At 57.4% G+C, this 25458-nt stretch carries 27 protein-coding genes and 1 pseudogene; 12 read left to right on the top strand and 16 right to left on the bottom strand.

From position 1 onward, the window contains the following. Positions 1–57: 57 nt before the first annotated feature. The 10 genes from mprA to ADJ24_RS05475 all read right to left on the bottom strand — a co-directional run bounded on the left by mprA (position 58) and on the right by ADJ24_RS05475 (position 10166). Entirely contained in the window at positions 58–588 is a 531-nt protein-coding gene (gene mprA, locus ADJ24_RS05520) for a transcriptional repressor MprA (protein WP_023308933.1), read from the bottom strand. 313 nt (positions 589–901) lie between these two features. After that, positions 902–2086, bottom strand: coding sequence for an MFS transporter (locus ADJ24_RS05515; RefSeq protein WP_023308932.1), 1185 nt, complete (start codon positions 2084–2086; stop codon positions 902–904). Between the two features lie 176 nt (positions 2087–2262). Further along, positions 2263–3258 carry a glycine betaine/L-proline ABC transporter substrate-binding protein ProX gene (gene proX, locus ADJ24_RS05510; protein WP_023308931.1) on the bottom strand — a complete coding sequence of 332 codons (996 nt, stop codon included), beginning with the start codon at positions 3256–3258 and terminating at the stop codon, positions 2263–2265. Between the two features lie 9 nt (positions 3259–3267). Next, positions 3268–4338 (bottom strand): glycine betaine/L-proline ABC transporter permease ProW, encoded by a 1071-nt coding sequence (gene proW / locus ADJ24_RS05505; RefSeq protein WP_023308930.1) that lies wholly within the window; start codon positions 4336–4338, stop codon positions 3268–3270. Further along, on the bottom strand, positions 4322–5533 hold the full coding sequence (gene proV / locus ADJ24_RS05500) for a glycine betaine/L-proline ABC transporter ATP-binding protein ProV (protein ID WP_023308929.1): 1212 nt from the start codon (positions 5531–5533) through the stop codon (positions 4322–4324). Before proV ends, proW begins: the two co-directional genes overlap by 17 nt. Before the next feature lie 331 nt (positions 5534–5864). Beyond that, complete coding sequence (gene nrdF, locus ADJ24_RS05495) at positions 5865–6824, bottom strand: class 1b ribonucleoside-diphosphate reductase subunit beta (protein ID WP_023308928.1); 960 nt, start codon at positions 6822–6824, stop codon at positions 5865–5867. A gap of 9 nt (positions 6825–6833) precedes the next feature. Next, positions 6834–8978: a class 1b ribonucleoside-diphosphate reductase subunit alpha gene (gene nrdE, locus ADJ24_RS05490; protein ID WP_023308927.1), complete on the bottom strand. Its 2145-nt coding sequence runs from the start codon at positions 8976–8978 to the stop codon at positions 6834–6836. Next, on the bottom strand, positions 8951–9361 hold the full coding sequence (nrdI, locus tag ADJ24_RS05485) for a class Ib ribonucleoside-diphosphate reductase assembly flavoprotein NrdI (protein ID WP_023308926.1): 411 nt from the start codon (positions 9359–9361) through the stop codon (positions 8951–8953). The genes nrdE and nrdI overlap by 28 nt, the downstream gene beginning before the upstream one ends. Continuing rightward, positions 9358–9597, bottom strand: coding sequence for a glutaredoxin-like protein NrdH (gene nrdH, locus ADJ24_RS05480; RefSeq protein WP_023308925.1), 240 nt, complete (start codon positions 9595–9597; stop codon positions 9358–9360). Before nrdH ends, nrdI begins: the two co-directional genes overlap by 4 nt. Before the next feature lie 242 nt (positions 9598–9839). After that, positions 9840–10166 carry a DUF883 domain-containing protein gene (locus tag ADJ24_RS05475; protein WP_023308924.1) on the bottom strand — a complete coding sequence of 109 codons (327 nt, stop codon included), beginning with the start codon at positions 10164–10166 and terminating at the stop codon, positions 9840–9842. A 160-nt stretch (positions 10167–10326) separates the two neighbouring features. On the opposite strand from ADJ24_RS05475, the gene ADJ24_RS05470 reads away from it, so the two are divergent. Beyond that, positions 10327–10671, top strand: coding sequence for a DUF2002 family protein (locus ADJ24_RS05470; RefSeq protein ID WP_023308923.1), 345 nt, complete (start codon positions 10327–10329; stop codon positions 10669–10671). Between the two features lie 32 nt (positions 10672–10703). Here the strand turns inward: ADJ24_RS05470 and alaE are convergent, their stop codons facing one another. Beyond that, positions 10704–11153, bottom strand: a complete 450-nt coding sequence (gene alaE, locus ADJ24_RS05465; RefSeq protein WP_023308922.1) for an L-alanine exporter AlaE — start codon at positions 11151–11153, stop codon at positions 10704–10706. Positions 11154–11649: 496 nt separating this feature from the next. Here alaE and stpA point away from each other — a divergent pair, with 496 nt between their 5' ends. Further along, positions 11650–12054, top strand: a complete 405-nt coding sequence (gene stpA, locus ADJ24_RS05460) for a DNA-binding protein StpA (protein ID WP_023308921.1) — start codon at positions 11650–11652, stop codon at positions 12052–12054. Between the two features lie 38 nt (positions 12055–12092). Here stpA and ADJ24_RS05455 read toward each other — a convergent pair whose 3' ends face one another. From ADJ24_RS05455 to ADJ24_RS05445, 3 genes are all read right to left on the bottom strand, one after another. Beyond that, on the bottom strand, positions 12093–12272 hold the full coding sequence (locus ADJ24_RS05455) for a hypothetical protein (RefSeq protein ID WP_023308920.1): 180 nt from the start codon (positions 12270–12272) through the stop codon (positions 12093–12095). Positions 12273–12351: 79 nt separating this feature from the next. Continuing rightward, on the bottom strand, positions 12352–12873 hold the full coding sequence (locus ADJ24_RS05450; RefSeq protein WP_023308919.1) for a rhodanese family protein: 522 nt from the start codon (positions 12871–12873) through the stop codon (positions 12352–12354). A 9-nt stretch (positions 12874–12882) separates the two neighbouring features. Beyond that, positions 12883–13182 carry an ArsR/SmtB family transcription factor gene (locus tag ADJ24_RS05445; protein WP_023308918.1) on the bottom strand — a complete coding sequence of 100 codons (300 nt, stop codon included), beginning with the start codon at positions 13180–13182 and terminating at the stop codon, positions 12883–12885. A 179-nt stretch (positions 13183–13361) separates the two neighbouring features. On the opposite strand from ADJ24_RS05445, the gene ADJ24_RS05440 reads away from it, so the two are divergent. Next, positions 13362–13520, top strand: a complete 159-nt coding sequence (locus ADJ24_RS05440; RefSeq protein ID WP_023308917.1) for a YqaE/Pmp3 family membrane protein — start codon at positions 13362–13364, stop codon at positions 13518–13520. On the opposite strand, the gene ADJ24_RS05435 is transcribed toward ADJ24_RS05440, so the two are convergent. Next, positions 13517–14446, bottom strand: a complete 930-nt coding sequence (locus ADJ24_RS05435; RefSeq protein ID WP_023308916.1) for a LysR substrate-binding domain-containing protein — start codon at positions 14444–14446, stop codon at positions 13517–13519. The two genes, ADJ24_RS05440 and ADJ24_RS05435, sit on opposite strands and share 4 nt — an antisense overlap. A 320-nt stretch (positions 14447–14766) precedes the next feature. Between ADJ24_RS05435 and ADJ24_RS05430 the strand changes: the two genes are divergently transcribed. The 7 genes from ADJ24_RS05430 (at position 14767) to ADJ24_RS05400 (ending at position 23205) form a co-directional block, all read left to right on the top strand. Next, positions 14767–15372 carry an ankyrin repeat domain-containing protein gene (locus tag ADJ24_RS05430; RefSeq protein WP_023308915.1) on the top strand — a complete coding sequence of 202 codons (606 nt, stop codon included), beginning with the start codon at positions 14767–14769 and terminating at the stop codon, positions 15370–15372. A gap of 106 nt (positions 15373–15478) precedes the next feature. Continuing rightward, entirely contained in the window at positions 15479–17020 is a 1542-nt protein-coding gene (gene fdrA, locus ADJ24_RS05425) for an acyl-CoA synthetase FdrA (protein ID WP_023308914.1), read from the top strand. After that, entirely contained in the window at positions 17020–18435 is a 1416-nt protein-coding gene (locus ADJ24_RS05420; RefSeq protein ID WP_023308913.1) for a DUF1116 domain-containing protein, read from the top strand. The genes fdrA and ADJ24_RS05420 overlap by 1 nt, the downstream gene beginning before the upstream one ends. 11 nt (positions 18436–18446) lie before the next feature. Beyond that, entirely contained in the window at positions 18447–20000 is a 1554-nt protein-coding gene (locus ADJ24_RS05415) for a hypothetical protein (RefSeq protein ID WP_023308912.1), read from the top strand. Further along, the gene (locus ADJ24_RS05410; protein ID WP_023308911.1) at positions 19997–20953 is read left to right on the top strand and encodes a carbamate kinase family protein; all 957 of its coding nucleotides are present in this window, start codon (positions 19997–19999) and stop codon (positions 20951–20953) included. Before ADJ24_RS05415 ends, ADJ24_RS05410 begins: the two co-directional genes overlap by 4 nt. Before the next feature lies 1 nt (position 20954). Next, positions 20955–22334: an amidohydrolase family protein gene (locus tag ADJ24_RS05405; RefSeq protein ID WP_023308910.1), complete on the top strand. Its 1380-nt coding sequence runs from the start codon at positions 20955–20957 to the stop codon at positions 22332–22334. Positions 22335–22470: 136 nt separating this feature from the next. Next, positions 22471–23205, top strand: a complete 735-nt coding sequence (locus ADJ24_RS05400) for a class I SAM-dependent methyltransferase (protein WP_023308909.1) — start codon at positions 22471–22473, stop codon at positions 23203–23205. On the opposite strand, the gene ADJ24_RS05395 is transcribed toward ADJ24_RS05400, so the two are convergent. Then, positions 23199–23801, bottom strand: a complete 603-nt coding sequence (locus ADJ24_RS05395; protein ID WP_023308908.1) for a short chain dehydrogenase — start codon at positions 23799–23801, stop codon at positions 23199–23201. The genes ADJ24_RS05400 and ADJ24_RS05395 overlap by 7 nt on opposite strands. Positions 23802–23898: 97 nt before the next feature. Here ADJ24_RS05395 and ADJ24_RS05390 point away from each other — a divergent pair, with 97 nt between their 5' ends. Both ADJ24_RS05390 and ADJ24_RS05385 read left to right on the top strand, forming a co-directional pair. After that, the gene (locus ADJ24_RS05390) at positions 23899–24786 is read left to right on the top strand and encodes a LysR family transcriptional regulator (protein ID WP_023308907.1); all 888 of its coding nucleotides are present in this window, start codon (positions 23899–23901) and stop codon (positions 24784–24786) included. Between the two features lie 20 nt (positions 24787–24806). Next, positions 24807–25409 (top strand): annotated as a pseudogene (locus ADJ24_RS05385) (aminotransferase class I/II-fold pyridoxal phosphate-dependent enzyme); the annotation flags it as partial. Positions 25410–25458 lie beyond the last annotated feature (49 nt).

The following is a 25458-nucleotide window of genomic DNA, read 5'->3' as shown; positions in this document are numbered from 1 at the left end:
TGACGTGCTGGCCTGTCGGTTTTCTTATGAATCTGGAATGGTGAGCGTGTCGTCGCGTTAGCGCAGCGCCTCAAGAACGGCGCCGTCTTCATCCATCTGGTCCAGACGGGTGAGCAGCTTGCGAGTGATGTGCTCAAGCTGGTCGCGCTCGGCGGTGCTGAGGGCAGACCAGAGTTTGTGCAGGCAATTGTGCTGAGGTGGCAGCACCTCGCGCAGGAACTGGTGACCTTTATCGGTCAGTTGCAGATGCAGGCAGCGGCGATCGTTGTCGCTTTCACGGCGCTCAATCCAGCCGCGCTTTTCGAGTTCATCGGCAATACGGGTCGCATTGGTACGGGAGGAGCCCAGCGCGCAGCTCAGTTCGGAAGGCTGAATGCTGTGATTTTCCTGAGACTCCAGCGTAATCAACGCCATAAACAACGTCTCGTTAATCCCTTGAGCTTTCAGCATTTTATTACGGTTTTCCAGTAGCTTACCTTGCATGTGCATGCACAGGCGAGTCAGCAGGATTTCCTGATACGGGAAGTCCTCATGGCGACTGGCGCGGAATTTAAGCATTTGTTCAATGGGCGTAAACGAACTATCCATTTGGGCATAACCTCATTAATTACAGCCGATATAGTAACGATAGTGACAAATAATGTAAATGAATTATTTGTGCGGTTATATCCGCCAAACTTATGTCACCATCAGAAAGCGCCGGGTAAGTCCGTGACCCGGTGAGCACAGAAAGCGTTGGGTGTGAACCCGCTGAAGAGAGGATGTGAGGACGGGGGTCTGAACTATTCATGCCGATTGTAAATATGTCACCCACATTAAAATTTCTGGGATAAATGATTACGTTTACATTAACAGAGTGAAGGGCCTCTTAACACCCTAAGAGGCCAACTCAATGTAAATGTTAGTTAATTGCATCCTGACGGTGATAACCGCGCCACCATACTACCAGGTTGAGGGTAGCGACGATGGCCCCGATCGCGCTTACCCCCGACCAGCCCGCATGCTGCCACGCCGACGCTGAAATAAGCGAACCCGCCGCGCCGCCGATGAAGTAGCTGGTCATGTATCCGGCCGTCAATCGGTTACGCGCCTCTGGCTTCACGCGATAGATGACGGTCTGATTGGTGATGTGAACGCCCTGAACGGTGAGATCGAGCACCAGGATACCGACAATCAGCGCCAGCACCGAGATGTGTCCGTACCAGATCGCCGCCCAGGAGAGCAGAAGTAAAACCAGCCCTGCGGAGGTGGTCAGGTGGGATTTGCCCTTATCGGCCAGCCCGCCAGCGGGACGCGCGCCCAGCGCGCCTGCGGCGCCGGCCAGGCCGAACAGGCCAATCACCCCTTCGGAATAGTTGAACGGCGGCGCGGCCAGCAGAAACGCCATCGACGTCCAGAGAATGCTGAAGTTAGCGAAGGTGAAACAGCCCAGCAGGGCGCGGGTGCGCAGAAGCTTGTCCTGCGTAAACAGGCTGAAAACGGAGGCCAGTAGCTGAGGATAGTTCAGGTGGTTTTCCTGCTTCACTTTTGGCAGCCCGCGCCACAGCGCCAGCGCCATGATGACCATCAGCACGCTCGCCACCCAGTATACGGTGCGCCAGCCGCCGAGGCTTGCCAGCAGCCCTGCAACGGTACGCGCCAGCAAAATCCCCAGCAACAGGCCGCTCATGATGGTGCCCACCACCTTGCCGCGTTTTTCCGGGGAGGCGAGGGTCGCGGCGAGCGGGACCAGGATTTGCGCCACCACGGAGAACAGCCCCGTAAGCGCGGTTCCGACGATCATCATCGTCAGCGACTGGCTGCTGGCGGTGATCAGCATCCCACCGGCGGCCAGTAGGGTCATGGAGACAATCAGCATTCGGCGTTCAAACATATCGCCGAGCGGCACCAGGAACAGCAGCCCGGCGGCATAGCCTAGCTGCGCAGCGGTAACGATAAAGCCTGCGGAGCTGGCGGAGAGATTGAACGCGCGGGCGATGGTGTCGAGAAGAGGCTGCGCGTAATAGTTGCTGGCGACCGCCAGACCCGTTGCCACGGACATTAAAAGGATGAGTGCGGGGCTAAGCCCTTGAGCTGTTTTTGTCATTAGTTTCAGGAATCGTTAGTTGAGTGATTATTTTTCCGGAAACCATAATAGCTAATGATTGTGAATAGTGGGGGATTGTTGGGTGATGTATTGTGCGGTTTAGGGGGATTGTGCGGTTTGATCCCCTCACCCCGGCCCTCTCCTAAGGGGAGAGGGTTAGGGTGAGGGAAAATGTTTTACTTCTGCGCTTCAAGCGCCTCTTTCACCCAGCCGTCAAACTGCTGCTGGTGGGCCTTGATCCAGCCGTCGACGTGGCCTTTCACATCCGCTTCAGACGATTTGCCCGCATGCATCATCGCGTTCTGGGCATTGATGTCCGCCAGCGGCAGCTTCATTACCGAGAACAGCTTCGCCGCCGCCGGGTTTTTCTCCGCCCAGGCTTTGTTGGCCACGATATGCATGGTGTTCACCGGGAAGCCGTAGTTCATGCCGTTCGGCAGTTTGGTGTCGATATCCTTCTGCTCGCCCGGAAGGGAGGAGAACGGCACCTGCAGCCACACCACGTCTTTGCCCGGCTTCAGCACGTCGCTCACCCAGTAAGGCGTCCAGGTGTAGTAGATCACCGGTTTACCCTCTTTGAAGCGGGCAATGGTGTCGGCCATCATTGCTGAATAGTTGCCGTGGCTCACGTCGACCGTTTTCGCCAGATCGAAAGCTTTGTTCTGGTGGTTAATCACCGCTTCGCAGCCCCAGCCCGGCGAGCAGCCCATCATGTCGGCCTTGCCGTCGCCGTTGGTGTCGAACAGTTTGGCGATCTTCGGATCTTTCAGCTGTTCAATGTTGGTGATGTGGTACTTATCGGCGGTTTTCTTGTCGATCAGATACCCCTGCGCCGCGCCCGTCACGAAGGTGCCTTCGCGGTAGAACTTCTTGTCGCCACCGGCGGCGGCATACATGTCGTCGTGCAGCGGCTGCCAGTTCACCGCGGTAAAGGTGGCGTCACCAGAGGCAATCGACGTGTAGCCTACGTTGTAGTCCACTTCGCTCGGCGTGTTAACCGTGTAGCCCAGCTTCTCCAGCGCGCGGCTGACGATCAGAGTCTGGAAGCTCTCTTCCGAAATGGTGCTCTGCACCGGCTGTACGGTAATGCCTTTGCCAGGCAGGTCAGCCGCAAACGCGCTGGTGGAGACAAGGGTGGCAAACGCTGTGGCAAAAAGTACGTTATGTCGCATCGTTGTTCCTTATTTTGATTTCGTGAAAGGGCGGGTGAGTAACCCGACAGGGCCGGTGGTATACCAGCGACGGTTGCCGCGACTGCGTGAATCACGACCGACGGCCTGGGTCAGGCGGTCAAGGATAATGGCGAGGATCACAATGCCGACGCCGCCGACGGTGGCCAGCCCCATATCGAGACGGCCAATGCCGCGCAGCACCATCTGGCCCAGACCGCCAACAGCGATCATCGAGGCGATCACCACCATCGACAGGGCCAGCATCAGCGTCTGGTTAACGCCCGCCATGATGGTTGGCATCGCCAGCGGGAGCTGAACCTTAAACAGCATCTGGCGCGGGCTGGCGCCGAACGAGCGTGACGCTTCGATCAGGTCCGCAGGCACCTGGTTAATCCCCAGAATGGTCAGACGAATAATCGGCGGCAGGGCGAAGATAATAGTCACCACCACGCCCGGCACGTTGCCGATGCCAAACAGCATTACGATAGGCACCAGATAGACGAACGCCGGGGTGGTCTGCATCGCATCCAGCAGCGGACGAATAATCTTCGCTGCCCGCGGGCTGCGCGCCAGCCAGATCCCCATCGGCAGGCCGATGACAATGCAAAAGAGCAGGGCGGTCAGCACCAGCGCCAGGGTGATCATCGCCTGCGACCACGCGCCAATTGCGCCAATGGCAATCAGCGAGATCAGCGTGGCGATCCCCATCCCCGCACTACCGAACTGCCAGGCAATCAGGGAGAACAGGATAATCGCCACCGGCGCCGGCATGCCCAGCATCAGCTGCTGGAAGCCGTTCAGGATGTAATCCACCGGGACGCGTATCCCCTGGAAGACCGGACGGAAGTGGGTGACCACCCAGTCGATCCCCTCTGTGACCCATCTGTCCAGCGGGATCAGCGTTTTATGGAACGGATCCATGATGTTGAAATGTTCTGGCGCAGGCGCGGGTGCGCTGTTCAGCCAGTCTGCCGCGCCGCCGCCATCGGCAGGAGCGGGCGAGGAACCCCACGCGTCGGTGGATTGCGCAGCGCTGTCCGCTGCCTCAGTGGTGCCCCACGGGTTAGATTGATCGGTCATTGTTTGCCCCCTCGCGATCTAAAGCCTGCAGCAGCATCCGTTTTGAGATGATGCCGACGTACTGTTGTTCCTCACCGACGACCGGCACGGCGCACGGCGCCTGGCCTACGTGAGAGAGCAACTCGCTGAGCGGCGTTTCGGCGTCCACGGCAAGCGGAGCGTCAATTAACGCCGCATCGATTCCCTCGTTCTCAGTGAGAGCCGTTTTCAGGGAGTCGATGGAGACAATGCCAACAAATTTATTGCCGCGTTCAACCAGATATCCGTATTCACGGTCTTCGTCCTGCAGCAGCTTAAGCGCCGAGCGCGGGCCGAAGCCTGGCGTTTTACGGATAATGCCGTTTGGCGTTCGACGGGCAATATCTTTGGCGCTAAAGACCTGGCTAATATCCACGCCGCGGAAGAAGGTGCGGACATAATCGTTCGCCGGATTATTGAGAATTTCATCCGGCGTGCCGACCTGCACCACTTCACCGTTTTGCATAATGGCAATCCGGTCGCCAATACGCATGGCTTCATCCAGATCGTGGGAAATAAAGACAATAGTTCGCTGATGTTTAGCCTGTAATTTTACCAGCTCGTCCTGCATCTCGGTACGAATTAACGGATCGAGGGCGGAGAAGGCTTCATCCATTAATAATATGTCTGGATTAATGGCTAATGCACGGGCTAATCCCACGCGCTGACGCATACCGCCGGAAAGTTCATCCGGATACGCATGCGCATAATTTTCCAGCCCGACCTGACGCAGCGCATCAAGGGCTTTTTCCTGACGTTCCTGAGCCGGCGTGCCGGCTAATTCCATGCCGAAAGCGGTATTATCCAGCACCGTCATGTGCGGCATCAGCGCGAATGACTGGAACACCATTGCAATCTTCTTTCTGCGCACCTCGCGAAGCTCTGCGTCTGATATTCTGGCGATATCCACGCCGTCAATCAGCACCTGTCCGCGGGTGGGTTCAATCAGGCGATTGAGAAGGCGAACCATAGTGGATTTACCCGAACCGGATAATCCCATGATGACAAAAATCTCGCCTTCTTCAATGGCCAGACTGGCGTCTTTAACGCCAAGCGATAGCCCGGTTTTTTCCAGAATTTGCTCTTTCGTAAGGCCTTTCTCAATATATTTGAATGCGCGCTGCGGATGCTCACCAAATACTTTATAAAGATTTTTCACTTCTAATTTAATTGCCATGCAATAGAGAGTGTCCTGTTATTTGTTTATGCCGATATGATTACCATGGTAAATTGTTAACGGGCATAACCCTAACATACTGAGAATCTGAGACAACCCTGAGTCGGGATGAAGGCAAAATTTTGACGCAAGCGAAACGGCTGAATTTCCCATGAATAAAGGGCTGAGGGCGATTTGAATTTTTCTCAATTTTTTGCTGCTGCATCGTGAAATTTCGCCTGAACCGGAATGATTCAGGCGAATATGACGTGGAAATTACAGTGTAGTTGTTTTGTAAATATTAGAGTGGGAATTGTTGGGTTTATATTAAATTAACGAACGTTAGCGTTCATCAAAAATCCCAGTCTTCATCCTCGGTTTCCACCGCTTTGCCCATCACGTACGATGAGCCCGATCCCGAGAAGAAATCGTGGTTTTCGTCGGCATTGGGCGACAGCGCGGCCAGAATCGCCGGGTTCACCTCCGCCATCTCCGGCGGGAACAGCGCGTCGTAGCCCAGGTTCATCAGCGCCTTGTTGGCGTTGTAGCAGAGGAAGGCCTTCACGTCGTCCTCCCAGCCGGTTCCGGCGTAGAGTTCCTCCGTATAGCTCAGCTCGTTGTCGTACAGATCCATCAGCAAATCGAGCGCAAAGCCTTTAAGCTCCTCGCGCTTCGCCTCGCTGACTTTCTCCAGTCCTTTCTGATACTTATAGCCAATGTAATACCCGTGCACCGCTTCATCACGAATGATGAGCCGAATCAAATCGGCGGTGTTGGTGAGCTTGCCCCGGCTCGACCAGTACATGGGCAGCCAGAAGCCGGAATAGAAGAGGAAAGATTCCAGGAACACGCTGGCGATCTTCTTCTTCAGCGGCTCGTCGGCGCGGTAATATTCCATAACCAGCTCCGCCTTTCTCTGTAATGACTCGCTCTCTTCACTCCAGGCGTAGGCTGCGTCCACGTCTTTGGTCTGGCACAGGGTCGAGAAAATCGAGCTGTAGGAGCGGGCATGCACCGCCTCCATAAAGCTTATGTTCGACATCACCGCCTCTTCGTGCGGCGTCAGCGCGTCGCTCATCAGAGCCGGTGCACCGACGGTATTCTGAATGGTGTCCAGCAGCGTCAGGCCGGTAAAGACGCGGATCGTCAGCTGCTGTTCGGCGTGGCCGAGCGTTTGCCAGGCCGGAATATCGTTGGAGAGCGGGACCTTTTCCGGTAGCCAGAAGTTGCTGGTCAGACGGTTCCATACTTCCAGGTCTTTATCGTCCTGGATTTTGTTCCAGTTAACGGCACTCACGCGTGACAGTTTCATCCTTTCTCCTTACAGCGCGCAGGACACGCAGCCTTCGATTTCGGTGCCTTCCAGCGCAAGCTGGCGCAGGCGAATGTAGTAGAGCGTTTTGATGCCTTTCTTCCAGGCGTAGATCTGCGCTCTGTTGATATCCCGCGTGGTGGCGGTGTCCGGGAAGAACAGCGTAAGCGACAGCCCCTGATCCACATGTTTTGTCGCCTCCGCGTAGGTATCGATGATTTTCTCCGGGCCGATCTCATACGCGTCCTGATACAGCGCCAGGTTCTCATTGGTCATAAACGGGGCAGGGTAGTAGACGCGACCGGTTTTACCTTCCTTACGAATTTCAATTTTCGACACGATCGGGTGAATGCTCGACGTGGCGTGGTTGATGTAGGAAATCGATCCGGTCGGCGGCACCGCCTGCAGGTTCTGGTTATAAATGCCGTAGCGCATCACGTCGTCACGCAGCAGCTGCCACATCTCGCGCGTCGGCAGGGTAATCCCCGCGCGGGCAAACAGTTCGCGCACTTTTTCGGTTTTCGGCTGCCAGTCGCCTTCAAGATACTGGCTGAAATAGGCTCCGCTGGCGTAACGGGACTGTTCAAAGCCTGCGAACCGCTGGCTGCGCTCGCGCGCCAGCATCATCGAGGTGTGCAGCGCGTGCCAGGTAATGGTGTAGAAATAGAGGTTGGTGAAATCCAGCCCTTCCGGACTGCCGTAGGCGATGCCTTCGCGCGCCAGATAGCCGTGCAGGTTCATCTGCCCCAGACCGATGGCGTGCGAAGCGGCGTTGCCCGCTTCAATAGACGGTACGCTGCGGATGTGGCTCATGTCCGACACCGCCGTCAGCCCGCGAACGGCGGTTTCTATCGTGCGGCCAAAGTCGGGGGAATCCATGGTGTGGGCGATATTCAGCGACCCGAGGTTGCAGGAGATATCCTTGCCGATGTCCGCGTAGTCCAGGTTTTCGTCGTAGGTAGACGCGCTGTTAACCTGCAAAATCTCCGAGCACAGGTTGCTCATGTTGATTCGCCCGGCAATCGGGTTCGCGCGGTTCACCGTATCCTCAAACATGATATACGGATAGCCGGACTCAAACTGGATCTCCGCAAGCGTCTGGAAGAAATCGCGGGCATTGATGGTTTTTTTGCGGATGCGATCGTCGGCCAGCAGCTCGTCGTACAGCTCGCTGATGGCCACGTCGCCAAAGGCTTTGCCGTAGATTCGCTCAACGTCATACGGCGAGAAAAGCGCCATCTCGGCATTCTCTTTGGCGAGCTTAAAAGTGATATCCGGGATCACCACGCCAAGCGACAGCGTTTTGATGCGAATTTTTTCGTCGGCGTTTTCGCGCTTGGTATCGAGAAAACGCAGAATGTCCGGGTGGTGCGCGTGCAGATAAACCGCGCCCGCGCCCTGACGCGCTCCAAGCTGGTTGGCATAGGAGAAGGCATCTTCCAGCATCTTCATCACCGGGATCACGCCGGAGGACTGGTTTTCGATGCGCTTGATCGGCGCACCCGCTTCACGCAGGTTCGAGAGCAGAAACGCCACGCCGCCGCCGCGTTTGGAAAGCTGCAGCGCCGAGTTCACCGCGCGGCCAATCGACTCCATATTGTCTTCGATACGCAGCAGAAAACAGGAAACCAGCTCGCCGCGCTGGGCTTTGCCGCAGTTGAGAAAGGTCGGCGTGGCGGGCTGGAAGCGGCCGGAGAGGATCTCGTCGGCGAGCTGCTCCGCCAGCGCTTCATCGCCCTGCGCCAGCGTCAGCGCCACCATCGCCACGCGATCTTCAAAGCTCTCTAAGTAGCGCTTGCCGTCAAAGGTCTTCAGCGTGTAGCTGGTGTAGTACTTCCACGCGCCGAGGAAGGTCTGGAAACGAAAGCCGCTGGCGTGGGCGCGTTCAAACAGCTTCACCACAAAGGCGCGGTCGTAGCGGGTGAGCGTGCGCGCGTCGTAGTAGCCCTCGTTCACCAGATAGTCGAGACGTTCATTCTGGCTCGCAAACGTCACGCTGTTGGGCCGCACGTGGGCGGCAAAAAAGGCGTCCACCGCCTCACGATCTTTCTCGAACTGAATGCGTCCCTCCCGATCGTAGAGGTTAAGCATGGCGTTTAATGCATGGTAATCCGGTGTCGCCTGAATCACCCGTTCTGCGGTTGTCGTTGCCAAAATTCGTTCACTCCTTTACGCACGTTTTCGACGTCCTGCTGCGTCCCCATCAGCTCAAAACGATAGAGATACGGCACGCCGCATTTTTGAGAAATGACATCCCCGGCGCGGCCGAAGGCATCGCCGAAATTGCGATTCCCCGCCGCGATCACTCCGCGAATCAGCCCGCGGTTGTGAGGATCGTTCAGAAAGCGGATCACCTGGCGAGGCACGGCTCCTGCCGTGCCGCCTCCGCCATAGCTGGGCACCACCAGAATGTACGGTTCATCTACCCGGATCCGCTCCCGCTCGTTCAGCGGAATGCGCACCGCAGGCAGCCCGACGCGCTCAATAAAGCGGAGCGTGTTTTCCGAGCTGCTGGAGAAGTAGACCAGCCCGCTCATGCACGTGTGGCCTGAGCGCTCAGGCGGTTAATCATGTCCGGGCGGAAGCCAGACCAGCTTGTCTCCCCGGCGACCACCACCGGAAGCTGACGAAAACCCTGCTTGCGCAGGGTATCTGCGGCCTCGGGGACCTGGTCAACATTCACCATTTCAAACGCCACGCCGCGGCTTTCCATTGCCCGTTTGGTCGCGTGGCACTGAACACAATCGTTACGAGTGTAAATAATAATGCTCATGATTCGTATTTCCATTTAAAATGAGGGTGTGGCGCGAATCATCGCGTCAGGTTGTGTGTGTATTGCTAAAAGGAATACTAGATGTAGTTGTCTTAAGTTTCAACCATACAAGATATGGGAAATTTAGATTAATATCGCCCCTGTGATGAGCACAGCGGGGCAGGGCAGGCTGTACAGGTTTTCAGGCTTACGGGCATAAAAAAGCCCCGGCGCCTGAGGCTACCGGGGCAGAATACGCGGGATTATTTACGCAGGCTGAGCAGGGCACCGACGAAGATGCCGACCGCCGCGACGGTTCCCAGAGTACATAGCGGTTTTTCACGCACGAAGGTCGTAGCACAGCTTGCCATATCGCAGGCAGCCTGCGTGGCGCGTGAACGTCCGTTCATACGGGCGCGGGTTTCACGGAGCAGAGACTGAGCCTTACGCTTTGCGGCATCCGCTTCGTCCTTCGCGTCACTTCCCCAGGACTTCAGCACCTCTTCCAGCGTGTCCGCTAATTGGCTGACATCATTACGAATATCCTGAGCGTCGTCGTTAATATCGTTTCGGTTCGGTCTGTTAAACATACGATCCTCCGTAATTTTGTGTTCCCGTTCAGTTTAGTTCAGAAATTTAATATCTGAAGCGCATCACGCGTTATCGGGCAGTTTATGGACTATTCTGAAAGCCCTGCTATTGCTGAATACTGTAAGGTTGCCGGGCAGGAAAAGATAACGAGGAAAAGATATGTATTTACGACCTGACGAGGTGGCACGCGTTCTTGAAAAAGAGGGATTCACCATGGATGAGGTGACGCCAAAAGCGTATGGATATCGCCGCGGCGAGAATTATGTTTATGTTAATCGCGAAGCAAGAATGGGACGTACCGCTCTCATTATTCACCCGACGCTGAAAGACAGAAGTTTGTCATTTGCTGAGCCTGCCTCGGATATTAAAACCTGCGATCATTATCAGCAATTTCCGCTCTATTTAGGCGGTGAACGGCATGAGCATTACGGTATTCCGCACGGTTTCAGTTCGCGTATGGCGCTGGAGCGATTTTTGAAGGGACTGTTTGGCGACGTACAGTAAATCCGCGACTGGCGTGCGCCAGTCGCTTCACATCACGCTTTTGCCTGGTTGTACTGGCTGACCTTAAACAGGCGGCGGCAGTAGTCGAGGAAATAGCCGTAAACGGCTCCCATCAACATCGAAATGACAATATTCGAACTGACCGCCGCAGCGATCTGGTGCCAGTCTGCACCGACTGTCAGGAGAATGGCCACGTAAACCGGCGACTGGAACGTCACATACGCCAGAACGTCCGCCAGGTTTTTCACCCAGCCTGCTGGGCTGATACGACGCGCGAAACGCATTACCGCATCGCGGTATAAACCGTAAGGCCATGCAATAATAATATTGACCGGGATCGCCACCAGACGAGAAGAAAGCGACTGCTCGAAGGACATTCCGGAGAGGAATATTTCGATCAGCATGTTCACGACGGAACAGTAAACAACCATCGCGAAAGTATCCGCCACCGCGTGGCGCAGGCGAGATTGCGGCGAGAACATGTCTGAACTCCTTGAGAAGAACACAAAAGAAACGATTTTCCTTCAGCGGTTAGTGCTTTAGGTTGGTTTGTTTGACGTGTATAGCGTATATCTCTGCGTTTGAACTAACAACTAGTGATAAATTTTTATTTAATCGCCTTTTGTCCACAAAATTCTCTAAAGTTGTTCGTTTTTTGTTCCGATCGTTATAATCTGTCTTGTTTGATGGTTTTTGCATTAAAATCAATTACTTGTATTTATTGGTGGCGAAAGTCAGGAATCCTCCACCTGACGCGGCGCAGTATGCTGTAATTTGGATTAAAGTTGGCCATTTATATTAATGGAGTGATTGGATTCATCGGTGTCCTGTCAGCACCTTGCGCTATTATTAACAGTGAGTTCTAAATATATTTACATTGATGCCCGTACGGACCCTTGGGTAGATATTTCAACTCAAATGAATTATTCTGTCGGCGATTTATCTATTTACCCCCCAAAGAAAAGGTTTTCAAATAATATGTCTTTGACGTTACAGAATCTTAATAATATCCGAACCCTGCGCGCCATGGCGCGTGAATTATCCCTGGACGTTCTTGAGGAAATGCTGGAAAAGGTCAGGGTCGTTACTGAAGAGAAACGCAGCGAGCTGACGGAATTAGAGCAGCAGCGTGCTGAGCAGCAGGAAAAAATTAATGCCCTGCTGGAGCTGATGAAAGCTGATGGTATTTCACCGACTGACCTGCTGGGTTCTGAACTGGCGCAGACGGGTAAGCAAGCGAAAAAGCGTAAGCCGCGTGAAGCAAAATATCGCTTTATTGACCAGAACGGCGAAGAGAAAACGTGGACCGGCCAGGGCCGCACGCCGAAGCCTATCGCCAGCGCGCTGGCAGACGGTAAATCACTGGATGATTTTCTGATCTAACGAATGAGCCGGGCGGAACACGCCGCCCGGCTGACTGTTCAGCAGACGCCGAAATCGCCTTCTTCGGTATAAGGCGCCACATCGGCGGCTTTCAGCGTATATTTCTCGCCTTGCTCATTGCTGGCCTGGACCGCCACAATGCTGTCACCGTTTACTTCGAGCACTTTCAGTTTCGGGCCGCCTTTACGCGGTTGCACATAATCACCGACAGAAAACATATTACCTCCTCATCGTTTTAGCGATCTTCACCTTAGCCCACGCATGACGCCGGGTACAGCGTATTTCACCGATTACTGCTTATGAGGTACGCCGGTTCCAGGGCATCACCTTGAGCAGTCGCGCCATGCCGCAAAAGCCCGTCACACCGGCGAACAGCAGACCGGCTCCGACAAAGCCGCTGAGCAGGAAAAAGCCGCTGGAGACGCTATAGCCCAGCACCACGCCACAGAGTATTAACAGCCCGGCGGCAATTTGCACCTGACGCATCAGCGGCAGCGGCTGGGACTTGTCTTCGACGGTCGGCAGTCCGGCCTGCTTCCAGCCCTGAATGCCCCCCTCGACCACAAATGCCTCTGCGGGCGCGGCGGCCTGAGCAAGGCGGTCGGCATTCCCCGACGTCCGGGCGCCGGACTGGCAGTGAAAAATCACCGTATTGCCCGCCTGCGCGTTAAGTGCGCCGGGTAAGGTATCCAGCGGCACGGACCGCGCGGCGGGAATATGCTCGCGGGCGTACTCATCGGCATCACGAATATCAATCAGTTTTGCGCCTTCAGCGACGCGGGCATTGGCCTGGCGCGGTGAAAGAAGAGGAAGTGACATGGCGACTCCTTACGGGCAATAAAGGGTTTTCAGGGTGCTGATAAGCTGATGTACCGCATTGTTTTTAATGGAATAGAGAATGCGCTGCGCGTCGCGAGTGCTGTCGATAAGCCCTTCCTCACGCATGCGCGCCAGATGCTGCGACGTGGCGGAAGGACTTAGCCCCGTGGCTCGCGCAAGCTCCCCCGCGCTGGTGCCGGGCGCTCCGCACAGGGTGCAGAGGATCAGCAGCCGACGCGGGTTGCTCATCGCTTTTAAGAGTGTGGCGGCCTGCCCGGCGCTGGCTTGAAGCTGTTCGAGTTCGGTCATAATAGTTTAGCATTTACTTAATTAAGTAAATGCTAAACTAATCCGATGCATTAAACCAGCGTCAAAAGCGTAAAAGAGGGTAAACGCGAGGCCCGGAACTGGTATAGACGAATAAACTGGCTATGCTTACAGCGTTCTCTTTATTATTTTCAATGGATTAGATTGAACGGAGTGTTTATATGGGATTTTGGCGTATTGTTTTTACAATCCTCATACCGCCGCTGGGCGTGCTGTTGGGCAAAGGGTTTGGCTGGGCGTTTATTATCAACATTCTTCTGACGCTGCTGGGCTACTTCCCCGGCCTCATTCACGCGTTTTGGGTACAGAGCAAAAGCTAGGCGCGCCACAGTAAATCGCTATAGATATCGGTCAGTACCCCCGCTGGACCAAACTGCTGCTTGATCCACCGCGTGACCTGGCCGGTTGCGGCATGCTGCGTGGCAAGCAGCATGCGCGAATCCTGACGCGGGTTATTAATCCGTCGGGTGACCAGCAGCCCCGCGTCTACCGCCTCGCGGGCCATGTATTCCGGCAAAAAGCCAATCCCTTCGCCCAGGATCTGACACTGACATTTGGTGTTAAAGTCCGGGACCAGGATCGCCTCCTGCCCGTGCAGCAGCCAGCCAACCTTTTTGTTAATGGTGTGCGCGGTATCTTCCACCATGATGTTGGGATACAGGCGCAGCTGGCTTTCCGCTATTGGCTCCGGGGTGAATGCCAGCGGATGTTCCGGCGCGATGGCAAACACCCAGCGAATGGCGCCGATCTCGGTGTAATCAATCCCGCCACCGTCCAGCAGCGTGTCCGGCGCGCCAATCGCGATGTTGGCCTGGTTATTGATGATGGAGTCCCAGACGCCGTTGTAGACCTCGGTGGTCACGGTGATCTGACAGGTGGGAAACTGCTTTTTCAGCACCTGCAGCAGCCGCGCGGTATGGCGTGGGGTATACAAAAGCTGGTTGATACAGATGCGCACCCGCGCCTCGATGCCCTGTGAGATCGTATCAATCCCGCGCTTGATGGCGTGAAAGTCGTTAAGCAGATCGGTGGCCTTACGGTAAAAGTAAAACCCGGACTCGGTTAGCTCAATGCTGCGCGTGCTGCGGACAAACAGCACTACGTCCAGCCCGGTCTCCATGCGCTTAATGGTGTAGCTGATGGCAGAGGTCGTCACGCCCAGTTCGGCGGCGGCTTTGCTGAAGCTGCCGAAGCGTGCGGCGGTAGTAAAGGCCAGCAGGTTTTCCTCGGTAAAGATGGAATTCATATCTCACTCCCTTCAGTCATCAGTTTTGAACATATTTTAACAGCGTCGTTACAACGCATTTGAAGCCGATCACAGTTCTGGCTCTTTGTCGAAAGCCGCATGCGGTAAGGCTTCGTCAGACATAAGCATAATGCAGCCAGAAGCGCTAAAAAGCGGAGTAACATAAGAAAAAGGTTGCACAGACGCACGTTCTGACCGGTTTGTTGAATTTACCTCAACAATGAATTGACTGTCGATGAATCATTTTTAAGCGGATTCTTTTATGACCAGGCTGTTGCTATTCTCAGGTCAACAGAAATAAAAACATCGGGAGTCTGAATATGTCTGCGAACGAACTCGTTACTGAATTTCTGCTGGCGGCAGAAGAGGGCAATAGCGATGCGCTAAAAGCCTGTCTGGAGAAAGGCGTGGATATTAACGCCACCAACCGTCAGAAAAGAACCGCCGTTATTATTGCCAGCCTGAAAAAGCATTATGACTGCGTGGCGTTATTAATTTCCGCCGGGGCGGATATTGATAAGCAGGATCAGACCTGCTTTAACCCCTTCCTCATTAGCTGCCTGACCAACGATATCACCCTGCTGCGCCTTGTCCTTCCGGCAAATCCGGATCTCGATCGCCTGACGCGCTTTGGCGGCGTCGGCATTACGCCAGCCAGTGAAAAAGGGCACGTGGAAATCGTCCGCGAGCTGCTGGAAAAAACCGATATCAACATTAACCACACCAATTTTGTCGGCTGGACGCCGCTGCTGGAAGCGATCGTGCTTAACGACGGCGGCGCTAAGCAGCAGGAGATCGTGAAGCTGCTGTTGGATCACGGCGCGAACCCGCACATGACCGATAAATACGGTAAAACCCCGCTCGAACTGGCGCGGGAAAAAGGCTTCGATGCAATAGCTGACCTGCTGCTGGCGGCGGGCGCATAACGCATTCGGCCAGCCTTTTCCGGCTGGCCGCTAATTAAAACGCATTTTTACCGACGTGCATTTTGCACGACGGCGGCCCCCTTTTATCCGCGTTCAGGAGAAAATAATGCCCACGAAAATCGTCATAAAAAAGAACACATATTTTGACTCCGTCTCATTAATGTCCGTTTCCACCAAAGCCAATAAATTACCGGGCGTCGAGCAGGCGTTTGTCGCGATGGCGACGGAAATGAACAAAGGCGTATTAAAAAACCTCGGGCTATTAACGCCGGAATTAGCGGAAGCCAAAAACGGCGACCTGATGATCGTAATTAAAGGCGACGCGGCGAATGATGAAACCCTGGCGGCCATCGAAGCGCTGTTCACGCGTAAAGAGAGCGGCGGCACCCATGAAGCGCGCTACGCCACGATTGCCAGCGCTAAAACCCATCGCCCGGATAGCAACCTTGCGGTGATTTCCGTTAACGGCACCTTCGCTGCCCGCGAAGCGCGCCAGGCGCTGGAAAACGATCTTAACGTCATGCTCTTTTCCGATAACGTGTCGCTCGACGACGAGCTGTCGCTGAAGCAGCTGGCGCACCAGAAAGGGCTGCTGATGATGGGGCCGGACTGCGGCACCGCCATTCTCAACGGCGCGGGACTGTGCTTTGCCAACGCGGTGCGCCGCGGACCGATTGGCATCGTCGGCGCATCCGGCACCGGCAGCCAGGAGCTGAGCGTGCGCATTCACGAATTCGGCGGCGGCGTGTCGCAGCTGATTGGCACCGGCGGACGCGATCTCAGCGAGAAAATCGGCGGCCTGATGATGCTCGACGCCATCGACATGCTGGAAGCGGACGACGCGACCCAGGTGATTGCGCTGATCTCCAAGCCGCCGGCCCCTGCGGTGGCGGAGAAAGTGCTGGCCCGCGCGCGCGCCTGCCGCAAGCCGGTGGTTGTCTGCTTCCTTGGCCGCAGCGAACCGCCCGCCGATGAAGACGGCCTGCAGTTTGCGCGCGGCACCAAAGAGGCGGCCCTGAAGGCGGTCCTGCTCACCGGCATCAAAAAAGAGTCCCTCGATCTGCATCCGCTCAACTGGCCGTTGATTGAAGAGGTGCGCGCCCGCCTGACGCCGCAGCAGAAGTACATTCGCGGCCTGTTCTGCGGCGGTACCCTGTGCGACGAGGCGATGTTCGCGGCTCTGGAGAAATTCGACGACGTCTACAGCAACATCCAGCCCGATCCGTCTAAGCGCCTGGGCGACGTCAATGTCAGTAAAGCCCACACCTTCCTCGACTTTGGCGACGATGACTTCACTAACGGCAAGCCGCACCCGATGATCGACCCGACCAACCGCATCAGCCGCCTGCTGCAGGAGGCGCGCGATCCGGAGGTGGGCGTCATCGTGATGGACTTCGTGCTGGGCTTCGGCGCGCATGAGGATCCGGTCGGCGTGATGATCGACGCTATCAAAGAGGCGCAGGCGATCGCGAAGGCCGATAACCGTCCGCTTGAGATTCTCGGCTACGTGCTCGGCACCGACCAGGATCCGCAGTCGCTGGCGCAGCAGTGCCAGCTGCTGACCGACGCAGGCGTCATCTGGGCCAGCAGCAGTACCAACACCGGATTACTGGCACGCGAATTTGTCTGCAAAGGGGAGAAAGCATAATGACGACCTTATTCAACCAGCCGCTGAACGTGATTAACGTCGGCATTGCGATGTTCAGCGACGACCTCAAAAAACAGCACGTTCCCGTGACCCAGCTCGACTGGACGCCGCCGGGGCAGGGCAATATGCAGGTCGTTGAAGCGCTCGACCAGCTGGCGGAAAAACCGCTGGCGGAGAAAATTGCCGCCGCCAACCGCATAGCTCTTGAGCGCATTATTCAGTCCCATCCGGTGCTGGTGGGCTATGACCAGGCCATTAACGTGGTGCCGGGCATGACCCGCACCACCATTCTGCACGCCGGTCCGCCTGTCGCCTGGGAGAACATGTGCGGGGCGATGAAGGGTGCGGTCACCGGGGCGCTGGTGTTTGAAGGGCTGGCGAAAGATCTGGACGATGCGGCAAGGCTCGCTGCCTCCGGAGAAATTACCTTCTCGCCGTGCCACGAGCACGACTGCGTGGGCTCGATGGCGGGCGTCACCTCCGCATCGATGTTTATGCACATCGTTGAAAACAAAACCTACGGCAACCGCGCGTTCACCAACCTCAGCGAGCAGATGGCGAAGATCCTGCGCATGGGCGCTAACGACCAGAGCGTGATCGACCGTCTGAACTGGATGCGCGACGTGCTCGGCCCGATGCTGCGCGACGCGATGAAGATCGTCGGCGAAATCGACCTGCGCCTGATGCTGGCTCAGGCGCTGCACATGGGCGACGAGTGCCACAATCGCAACAACGCGGGCACTACGCTGCTGATCCAGGCGCTGACGCCGGGGCTGATTCAGGCGGGCTATCCGGTGGCGCAGCAGCGCGAGGTGTTCGAGTTTGTCGCCAGCAGCGACTACTTCTCCGGCCCGACCTGGATGGCGATGTGTAAGGCCGCGCTGGACGCCGCGCACGGCATTGAGTACAGCACCGTCGTCACCACCATGGCGCGTAACGGATACGAGTTCGGCCTGCGCGTTTCCGGCCTGCCGGGGCAGTGGTTCACCGGCCCGGCGCAGCAGGTGATCGGCCCGATGTTCGCGGGCTATAAGCCGGAAGACTCCGGGCTGGACATCGGCGACAGCGCCATCACCGAAACCTACGGCATCGGCGGCTTTGCGATGGCGACGGCCCCGGCGATTGTCGCCCTGGTGGGCGGCACGGTGGATGAAGCCATCGACTTCTCCCGCCAGATGCGCGAAATCACCCTCGGCGAAAACCCGAACGTCACCATTCCGCTGCTCTCGTTTATGGGCATTCCGACCGCTATCGACATCACCAAAGTCGCGGGCAGCGGCATTCTGCCGGTGATTAACACCGCCATTGCCCACAAAGACGCGGGCATCGGCATGATTGGGGCGGGCATCGTTCACCCGCCGTTTAGCTGTTTTGAAAAGGCGCTGTTGACCTTCCGCGATCGCTACTTTTTATAAGGCATGCATCCATGAAAAACATGAAGCTGGAGTGGAAAAGAGGTGACTGGGCGGCGTATTTCGGGTTGATGACCAACAACCTGACCAATTTGCTGACCATGATGGGGCTGCTCATTTTTGTCGTCGGCATCCCGAAGGAGATTGTTTATGGACGCATCGCGCCAGCCTTCGGGCTGGCGGTGCTGGTGGCGAGTATTTGCTACGCCTGGTTCGGCATGCAGATGGCGCGCGCCACCGGACGAACGGACGTGACCGCGCTACCGTCCGGCCCGAGCGCGCCGTCGATTTTTACCGTGACCTTCCTGGTCCTGATGCCGGTTTATCAGCAGACCGGCGATGCGGACTTCGCGATCCAGATTGGCCTGGTGTGGTGCTTCGTGGAGGCGATGATCCTCGCGGGCGGTTCGTTTTTAGGGGAAACCATCCGCAAGATGATCCCGCGTACCGTGCTGCTGTCGTGCCTCTCCGGTTTGGGCCTGCTGCTGCTGGCGATGAACCCGATGCTGCAGGCGTTCGAAGCGCCGACCGTGTCGTTTATCGTGCTGCTGCTGATCTTCATCAACTGGTTCGGTAAAAAGCCGATTTTCGCCCGTATCCCGACCGGCCTGCTGCTGCTGATAGCCGGTACGGCACTGGCGTGGATCTCCGGTCTGCAAAGCCCGGAAGCGATTAAAGCGTCTATGTCATCCTTCGGCTTTAATCCGCCGGAAGTGCACGTGGACAGCTTCATGCAGGGCCTGCCGCACGCGCTGCCTTATCTGGCCTCTGCCGTGCCGCTGGGGCTGGCGAACTACATCTTTGACCTGGAGAACATCGAAAGCGCCCACGCGGCGGGAGATGCGTACCCGACGCGCAAGGTGATGCTGGCGAACGGTCTGGCGTCGATGCTCGGCTGCCTGATGGGGAACCCGTTCCCGGTGACGGTCTACGTCGGCCACCCCGGCTGGAAAGCGATGGGGGCCAGCATCGGCTACACGCTGGCCTCCGGCGTGACCATGTTCATCGTGCCGCTGTTCGGGCTGGGGGCATTTATGCTCGCCATCATTCCGATGACCGCCATCGTGCCGATTCTGGTGTTTATCGGCGTCGTCACCGCCAACCAGGTGGTGAGGGAAACGCCCAAAGTGGAGGTGCCGGTGATCTTCATCTGCCTGTTCCCGTGGATCGCCAACTGGGCGCTGACCATGATGAACAGCGTGATGGGGGCGGCGGGCACCAGCGCGGCGAAGATCGGCACCGATGTGCTGCACAGCAAAGGGATCTACTACGAAGGACTCGTCCATTTGGGGAACGGGGCACCGCTCGCCAGCATGCTGTGGGGCTGTATCGCCATCTTCGCCATCATCAACAAGCCGCTGCGCGGAGCCGTTGCGGCCGCCGTTGGGGCGCTGCTGGCGCTGTTTGGGGTGATCCACGCCCCGGTGGTGGGCTTTGCCGAAGGCAGTTCGCTGATGTTCGTTACGGCCTACCTGATGATGGGCGGCATGTTTGTGGTGAAGCATGTGCTGGATAGTCGCGAAGCGGCGAGCGCTGCGACTGGTACCGTTGCGAAGGAAAATGTATGAAAGAGCTTATGGTCGTCGCCATCGGCGGCAACAGCATTATCAAAGACAACGCCAGCCAGTCGATTGAACATCAGGCGCAGGCGGTTAAAGCGGTGGCAGAGTCGGTGCTCGAAATGCTGGCCTCCGACTATGACATCGTGCTCACCCACGGTAACGGTCCGCAGGTGGGGCTGGATCTGCGCCGCGCCGAAATCGCCCACGAGCGGGAAGGGCTGCCGCTGACGCCGCTGGCAAACTGCGTGGCGGACACTCAGGGCGGGATTGGCTACCTGATCCAGCAGGCGCTCAACAATCGCCTGGCCGCGCGCGGGGAGCAAAAAGCGGTCACGGTCGTTACGCAGGTGGAGGTGGATAAAAACGATCCGGGTTTTACTCACCCTACCAAACCTATCGGTGCGTTCTTCACCGAGGCACAGCGCGACGAGCTGCAGCGCGCACATCCGGACTGGCATTTTGTCGAGGATTCAGGCCGTGGCTACCGTCGCGTGGTGGCTTCACCGCAGCCGCTTCGGATTGTCGAGGCCGACGCCATCAAAACGCTGACGCAAAAAGGCTTTGTGGTGATCGGCGCGGGCGGCGGCGGAATACCCGTGATTCGCAGCGAGCAGGGCGACTACCAGAGCGTCGATGCGGTGATTGATAAAGATCTCTCCACCGCGCTGCTGGCACGCGAGATCGGTGCCGACGTGCTGGTGATTACCACCGGCGTGGAGAAGGTGTGCATCAACTTCGGCAAGCCGAACCAGCAGGCGCTGGACACCGTCAGCGTGGCGCAGATGACGCGCTACAGGGAAGAGGGCCACTTCCCGGCGGGCAGCATGCTGCCCAAAATCGTCGCCTCGCTGGAATTTTTACACCACGGCGGCAGGCGCGTGATTATCACCTCGCCGGACTGCCTGCCCGCGGCGCTGCGCGGGGAAACCGGTACCCATATTGTTAATGAGGGAAGATAAGATGAGTGAAAACAAAAGCCGCCGCGAATTTATTAGCCAGAGCGGCAAAATGGTCACCGCCTGCGCGCTGTTTGGTGCCACCGGGTCCGTCGCGTATGCTGCTGACTCCGCGAAGCCAACCTGCGAGACGGGCAAACCGATGAGCATCACCGCGAAACATTACTATCTGGACAACGTGCTGCTGGAGGCCGGGTTTAACGTTGACGGCGGCGTGGCGACGAGCACCCGCACCGAGCTGAAAACGCTGGAGATTAACGACGGGAAGATCGTCGCCCTGCGCGATAACAAGCGCCACGCCGACGTAACGCTGCCGCACTACGATGCGGGCGGCAAGCTGATGCTCCCGGCGATGCGCGACATGCACATTCACCTGGATAAAACCTTTTACGGCGGTCCGTGGCGCTCCCTGAACCGCCCGGCGGGCACCACGATCCAGGATATGATCCGCCTCGAGCAGAAGCTGCTGCCGGAGCTGCAGCCCTACACCCAGGAGCGCGCGGAAAAGCTGATCGATCTGATCCAGTCGAAAGGCTCCACCATCGCCCGCAGCCACTGCAATATCGAGCCGACCTCCGGTCTGAAGAATCTGGAAAACCTGCAGGCGGTTTTATCGCGCCGTAAGCCCGGCTTTGACTGCGAAATTGTCGCTTTTCCGCAGCACGGGCTGCTGCTGTCGAACTCCGAAAAGCTGATGCGCGAGGCGATGCAGGCCGGGGCGCACTACGTGGGCGGGCTGGACCCAACCAACGTCGACGGCGCAATGGAGAAATCCCTCGACGCCATGTTCCAGATTGCGCTGGACTACGACAAAGGCGTGGATATCCACCTGCATGAAACCAGCCCGGCGGGCGTGGCGGCGGTGAATTACATGGTCGAGACCGTGGAGAAAACGCCGGAGCTGAAGGGCAAGCTGACCATCAGCCACGCCTTTGCGCTGGCGACGCTCAACGAGCAGCAGGTGGATGAGATCGCCACCCGCATGGCGGCGCAGCGGGTGACCATCGCCTCCACCGTGCCGATTGGCACCCTGCATATGCCGCTGAAGCAGCTGCGCGAGAAGGGTGTGTTCGTGATGACGGGGACCGACAGCGTCATCGACCACTGGTCGCCGTACGGTCTGGGGGACATGCTGGAGAAGGCGAATCTATACGCTCAGCTCTACATCCGCCCGAACGAGCAGACGCTCTCCCGCGCGCTCGGTATTGCCACCGGCGACGTGCTGCCGCTGAATGACAAAGGCGAGCGCGTGTGGCCGAAAGCGCAGGACGACGCCAGCTTTGTGCTGGTGGATGCCTCCTGCTCCGCCGAGGCTGTGGCGCGCATTTCACCGCGCACCGCGACGTTCCATAAGGGCAACCTTGTCTGGGGCTCGGTGGGTTGAGGTGCATTTCTCCCTCTCCCTGTGGGAGAGGGGTGGGGTGAGGGCTTCAGGCCGCACTTCCATAGGTTGGGTAAGGCGAAGCCGCCACCCGACAATGCAGTATACTGCTATGCACATTCTTAAAGAGGGATCTGCCATGGCACAAAACATCTACGACAATCCGGCGTTTTTTGAAGGCTACGCCCAGCTTCCACGCTCGGTGCAGGGGCTGGACGGCGCGCCGGAGTGGCCCGCGCTTAAGGCCATGCTGCCGGATTTAAGCGGCAAATCGGTTGTCGATCTCGGCTGCGGCTACGGCTGGTTCTGCCGCGCAGCCCGCGAGCTGGGCGCTGCTGACGTCACGGGGGTCGATATCTCAGAAAAGATGCTCGCCCGCGCAGCGGAGCTTACCGCTGACCCACAGATTCACTATCAGCGTAGCGATCTGGAATCTCTTAAGCTCAACGAGAACAGCCTCGATCTGGTCTATAGCTCGCTGGCGCTGCACTACCTGCCGGAACTGGATACGCTATTCGCCAGGGTTCAGCGCGCGCTCAAGCCCGGCGGCAGCCTGGTCTTTTCGATGGAGCACCCGATATACACCTGCGCCACCCGTCAGGGCTGGCTGACCGACGATAGCGGCGAGCGGTTCTGGGGCGTAAACCATTATCAGGATGAAGGCAAACGCGTCAGCAACTGGCTGGCGGACGGGGTGGTGAAATACCACCGCACGCTCGGCACCACGCTTAACGCGCTGATCGGGGCCGGATTAACGATAAGCGACGTCAACGAGTGGGGGCCAACGCAGGCGCAGATTGACGCCTGGCCCGCGCTGGCCGAAGAGGCGGAGCGCCCGATGCTGGTGCTGATCGCCGCCCGTAAGGCTCAGTAGCCCACCTTATACACCCGCCCGCTCTGCACGCCTTCCACGCTGCGGCGATAGGCCTGCGCCACGGTCGCGGCGGGAACGCTCTCAAAGCCCGGGAAGAAGCCGTCGTAGGTTTCGACGGATTCGGTGAGTACCGTCGGGCTAATCAGGTTGATGCGGATCCCGCGCGGCAGCTCGCAGGCTGCCGCGCGGACAAACCCTTCCAGCGCCGCATTCACCGTGGTGGCATTCACGCCCTGGGCAATTGGCTCGTGCGCCACGATGCCGCTTATCAGCGTAATAGAGCCGCCTTCGTTAAGATAATGCTGGCCGGTCAGCGCCAGGCGCACCTGCCCGAGCAGCTTGTCCTGCAGTCCCTGGTTGAAGTCGCTGTCCTTCATGGTCGCGAGCGGGCCAAAGTAAAGGCCGCCGCTGGCGGACACAATCGCGTCCACCGGGCCGATTTTCTCAAACAGCGCCTGGACGCTCGCCTGCGAGGTGATATCAACCTGCTCGTCGCCCTGCGTGCGGCCGACGCGGATGACCTCGTGGCGACGACTCAGCTCTTCCGTTACCGCACGACCGACCGTACCGCTGGCACCAATAATCACGATTTTCATAGCCGACTCCTTTTGTTGTGAGCCTTCATTCTTTAATAAATAAAAATGCAGATAAACTGGGCTAAAGTTAGAAGATTGCTAACCAGAGGTTTGGAATATGGATAAGCTTCGCAGTATGGAGACCTTTATTGCCGTGGTTGAAAGCGGCAGTTTTACCGGTGCGGCGGCTCGGCTGGAGATGTCGGCGGTAATGGTGGGGAAATACGTTGCGCTGCTGGAATCACAGCTCGGCACCCGCCTGCTGGAGCGTAACACGCGGCGCCAGAGCCTGACCGACGCCGGGCGGGTCTATTTCGACGAGGCGAAGCGGGTGCTGGAGCAGGTCGCGATCGCCGAAAGCGCCGTGGAACGCCTGCGCGCCGTGCCGTCCGGCACCCTGCGCGTGACCGCACCCACCTCGTTTGGCGGCAGCGCGATCGCGCCGCTTACGGCCTCTTTTTTACAACGCTACCCGGAAGTGCGCATCGAGCTGGATCTCACCAACCGGATGGTGGATCTGGTGGAGGAAGGTATCGATCTGGCCATTCGTATTGGCGACATTCACAACGACGATCTGGTGGCGAAATACCTCTGCCCTTACCGGATGGTGATCTGCGCGGCGCCGGACTACCTTGCGCGCTACGGTACGCCGCAAACCCCTGCCGATCTGGTGGATCATCTCTGCTTATCCCACAGCGTGTGGACCGCACGCAACGAGTGGCGGCTGCCGGGCGTCGAAGGCGAGGTGCGCTGGAAGCGGGATGCGGTCTTGAGATGCAACGACGGCTACGGGCTGCGGATGGCCGCGAGAGCCGGGGCGGGGCTGCTGCTGCAGCCGGAAGTGCTGGTGGCGGAAGATCTGGAAAGCGGCAGGCTGGTGCGGGTGCTGGAGACGTATATTCCGGCGCCGAGACCCGTGCATTTGCTGTGGCGCCAGGATTTACGACCTCTCCCTAAGCTAACGGAATTTATCGCCCATATTCTGCTAAGATTGGGCACACTATAAAAAAAGAAGGTATGCAAAGAATGTCTGTGAATAAACTCGCCAGCAGCGCGCAGGGCCTGCAATCATCTGCCATCCGTGAATTATTAAAACATAGCAAAATGGCCGACGTCATTTCGCTGGGTGGGGGGATCCCTAACCCGGCCCTGTTCGATCACGAAGGGCTGAAAATTGCCGCTGATGCCGTATTATCACAGCATTTTGGTGAGGCCTTTCAATACGGTCTGACCGAAGGCGTACCGGGGCTGCGGGAAGAAATTCAGCGCATCTGCGAGGGGCGCGGTATCGCCTGTAAGGCCGATGATGTTGTTATTACTTCCGGTTCACAGCAGTCCCTCGACGTGCTGGCGCGTGCATTAATTAACCCGGGCGATACCGTTGTGGTTGAGCGTCCAACCTATCTTGCCGCGCTGCAGGTCTTCGGTCTGGCGCAGGCGAATTTTGAATCCGTTGGCACCGATGGTGACGGCATGAAGGTCGACGAGCTTGAAGCGCTGGCGGCGAAGAAAACCATCAAAGCGGTCTATATTGTTCCGACGTTTGGCAACCCTGGCGGGGTAACCCTTTCTGAGGCGCGTCGCAAACAGCTGGTGGAATTATCGAAGCGCTATGACTTCGTCATTATTGGTAATGGTGCCAACTTACTGATTTAGTGTATGATGGTGTTTTTGAGGT

This window comes from Enterobacter sp. 940_PEND (genome assembly GCF_001059415.1).
GTDB lineage: Bacteria > Pseudomonadota > Gammaproteobacteria > Enterobacterales > Enterobacteriaceae > Enterobacter > Enterobacter cloacae_M.
The sequence above is the reverse complement of the archived record's forward strand: the minus strand, read 5'-3'. Positions and strand labels throughout refer to the sequence as shown.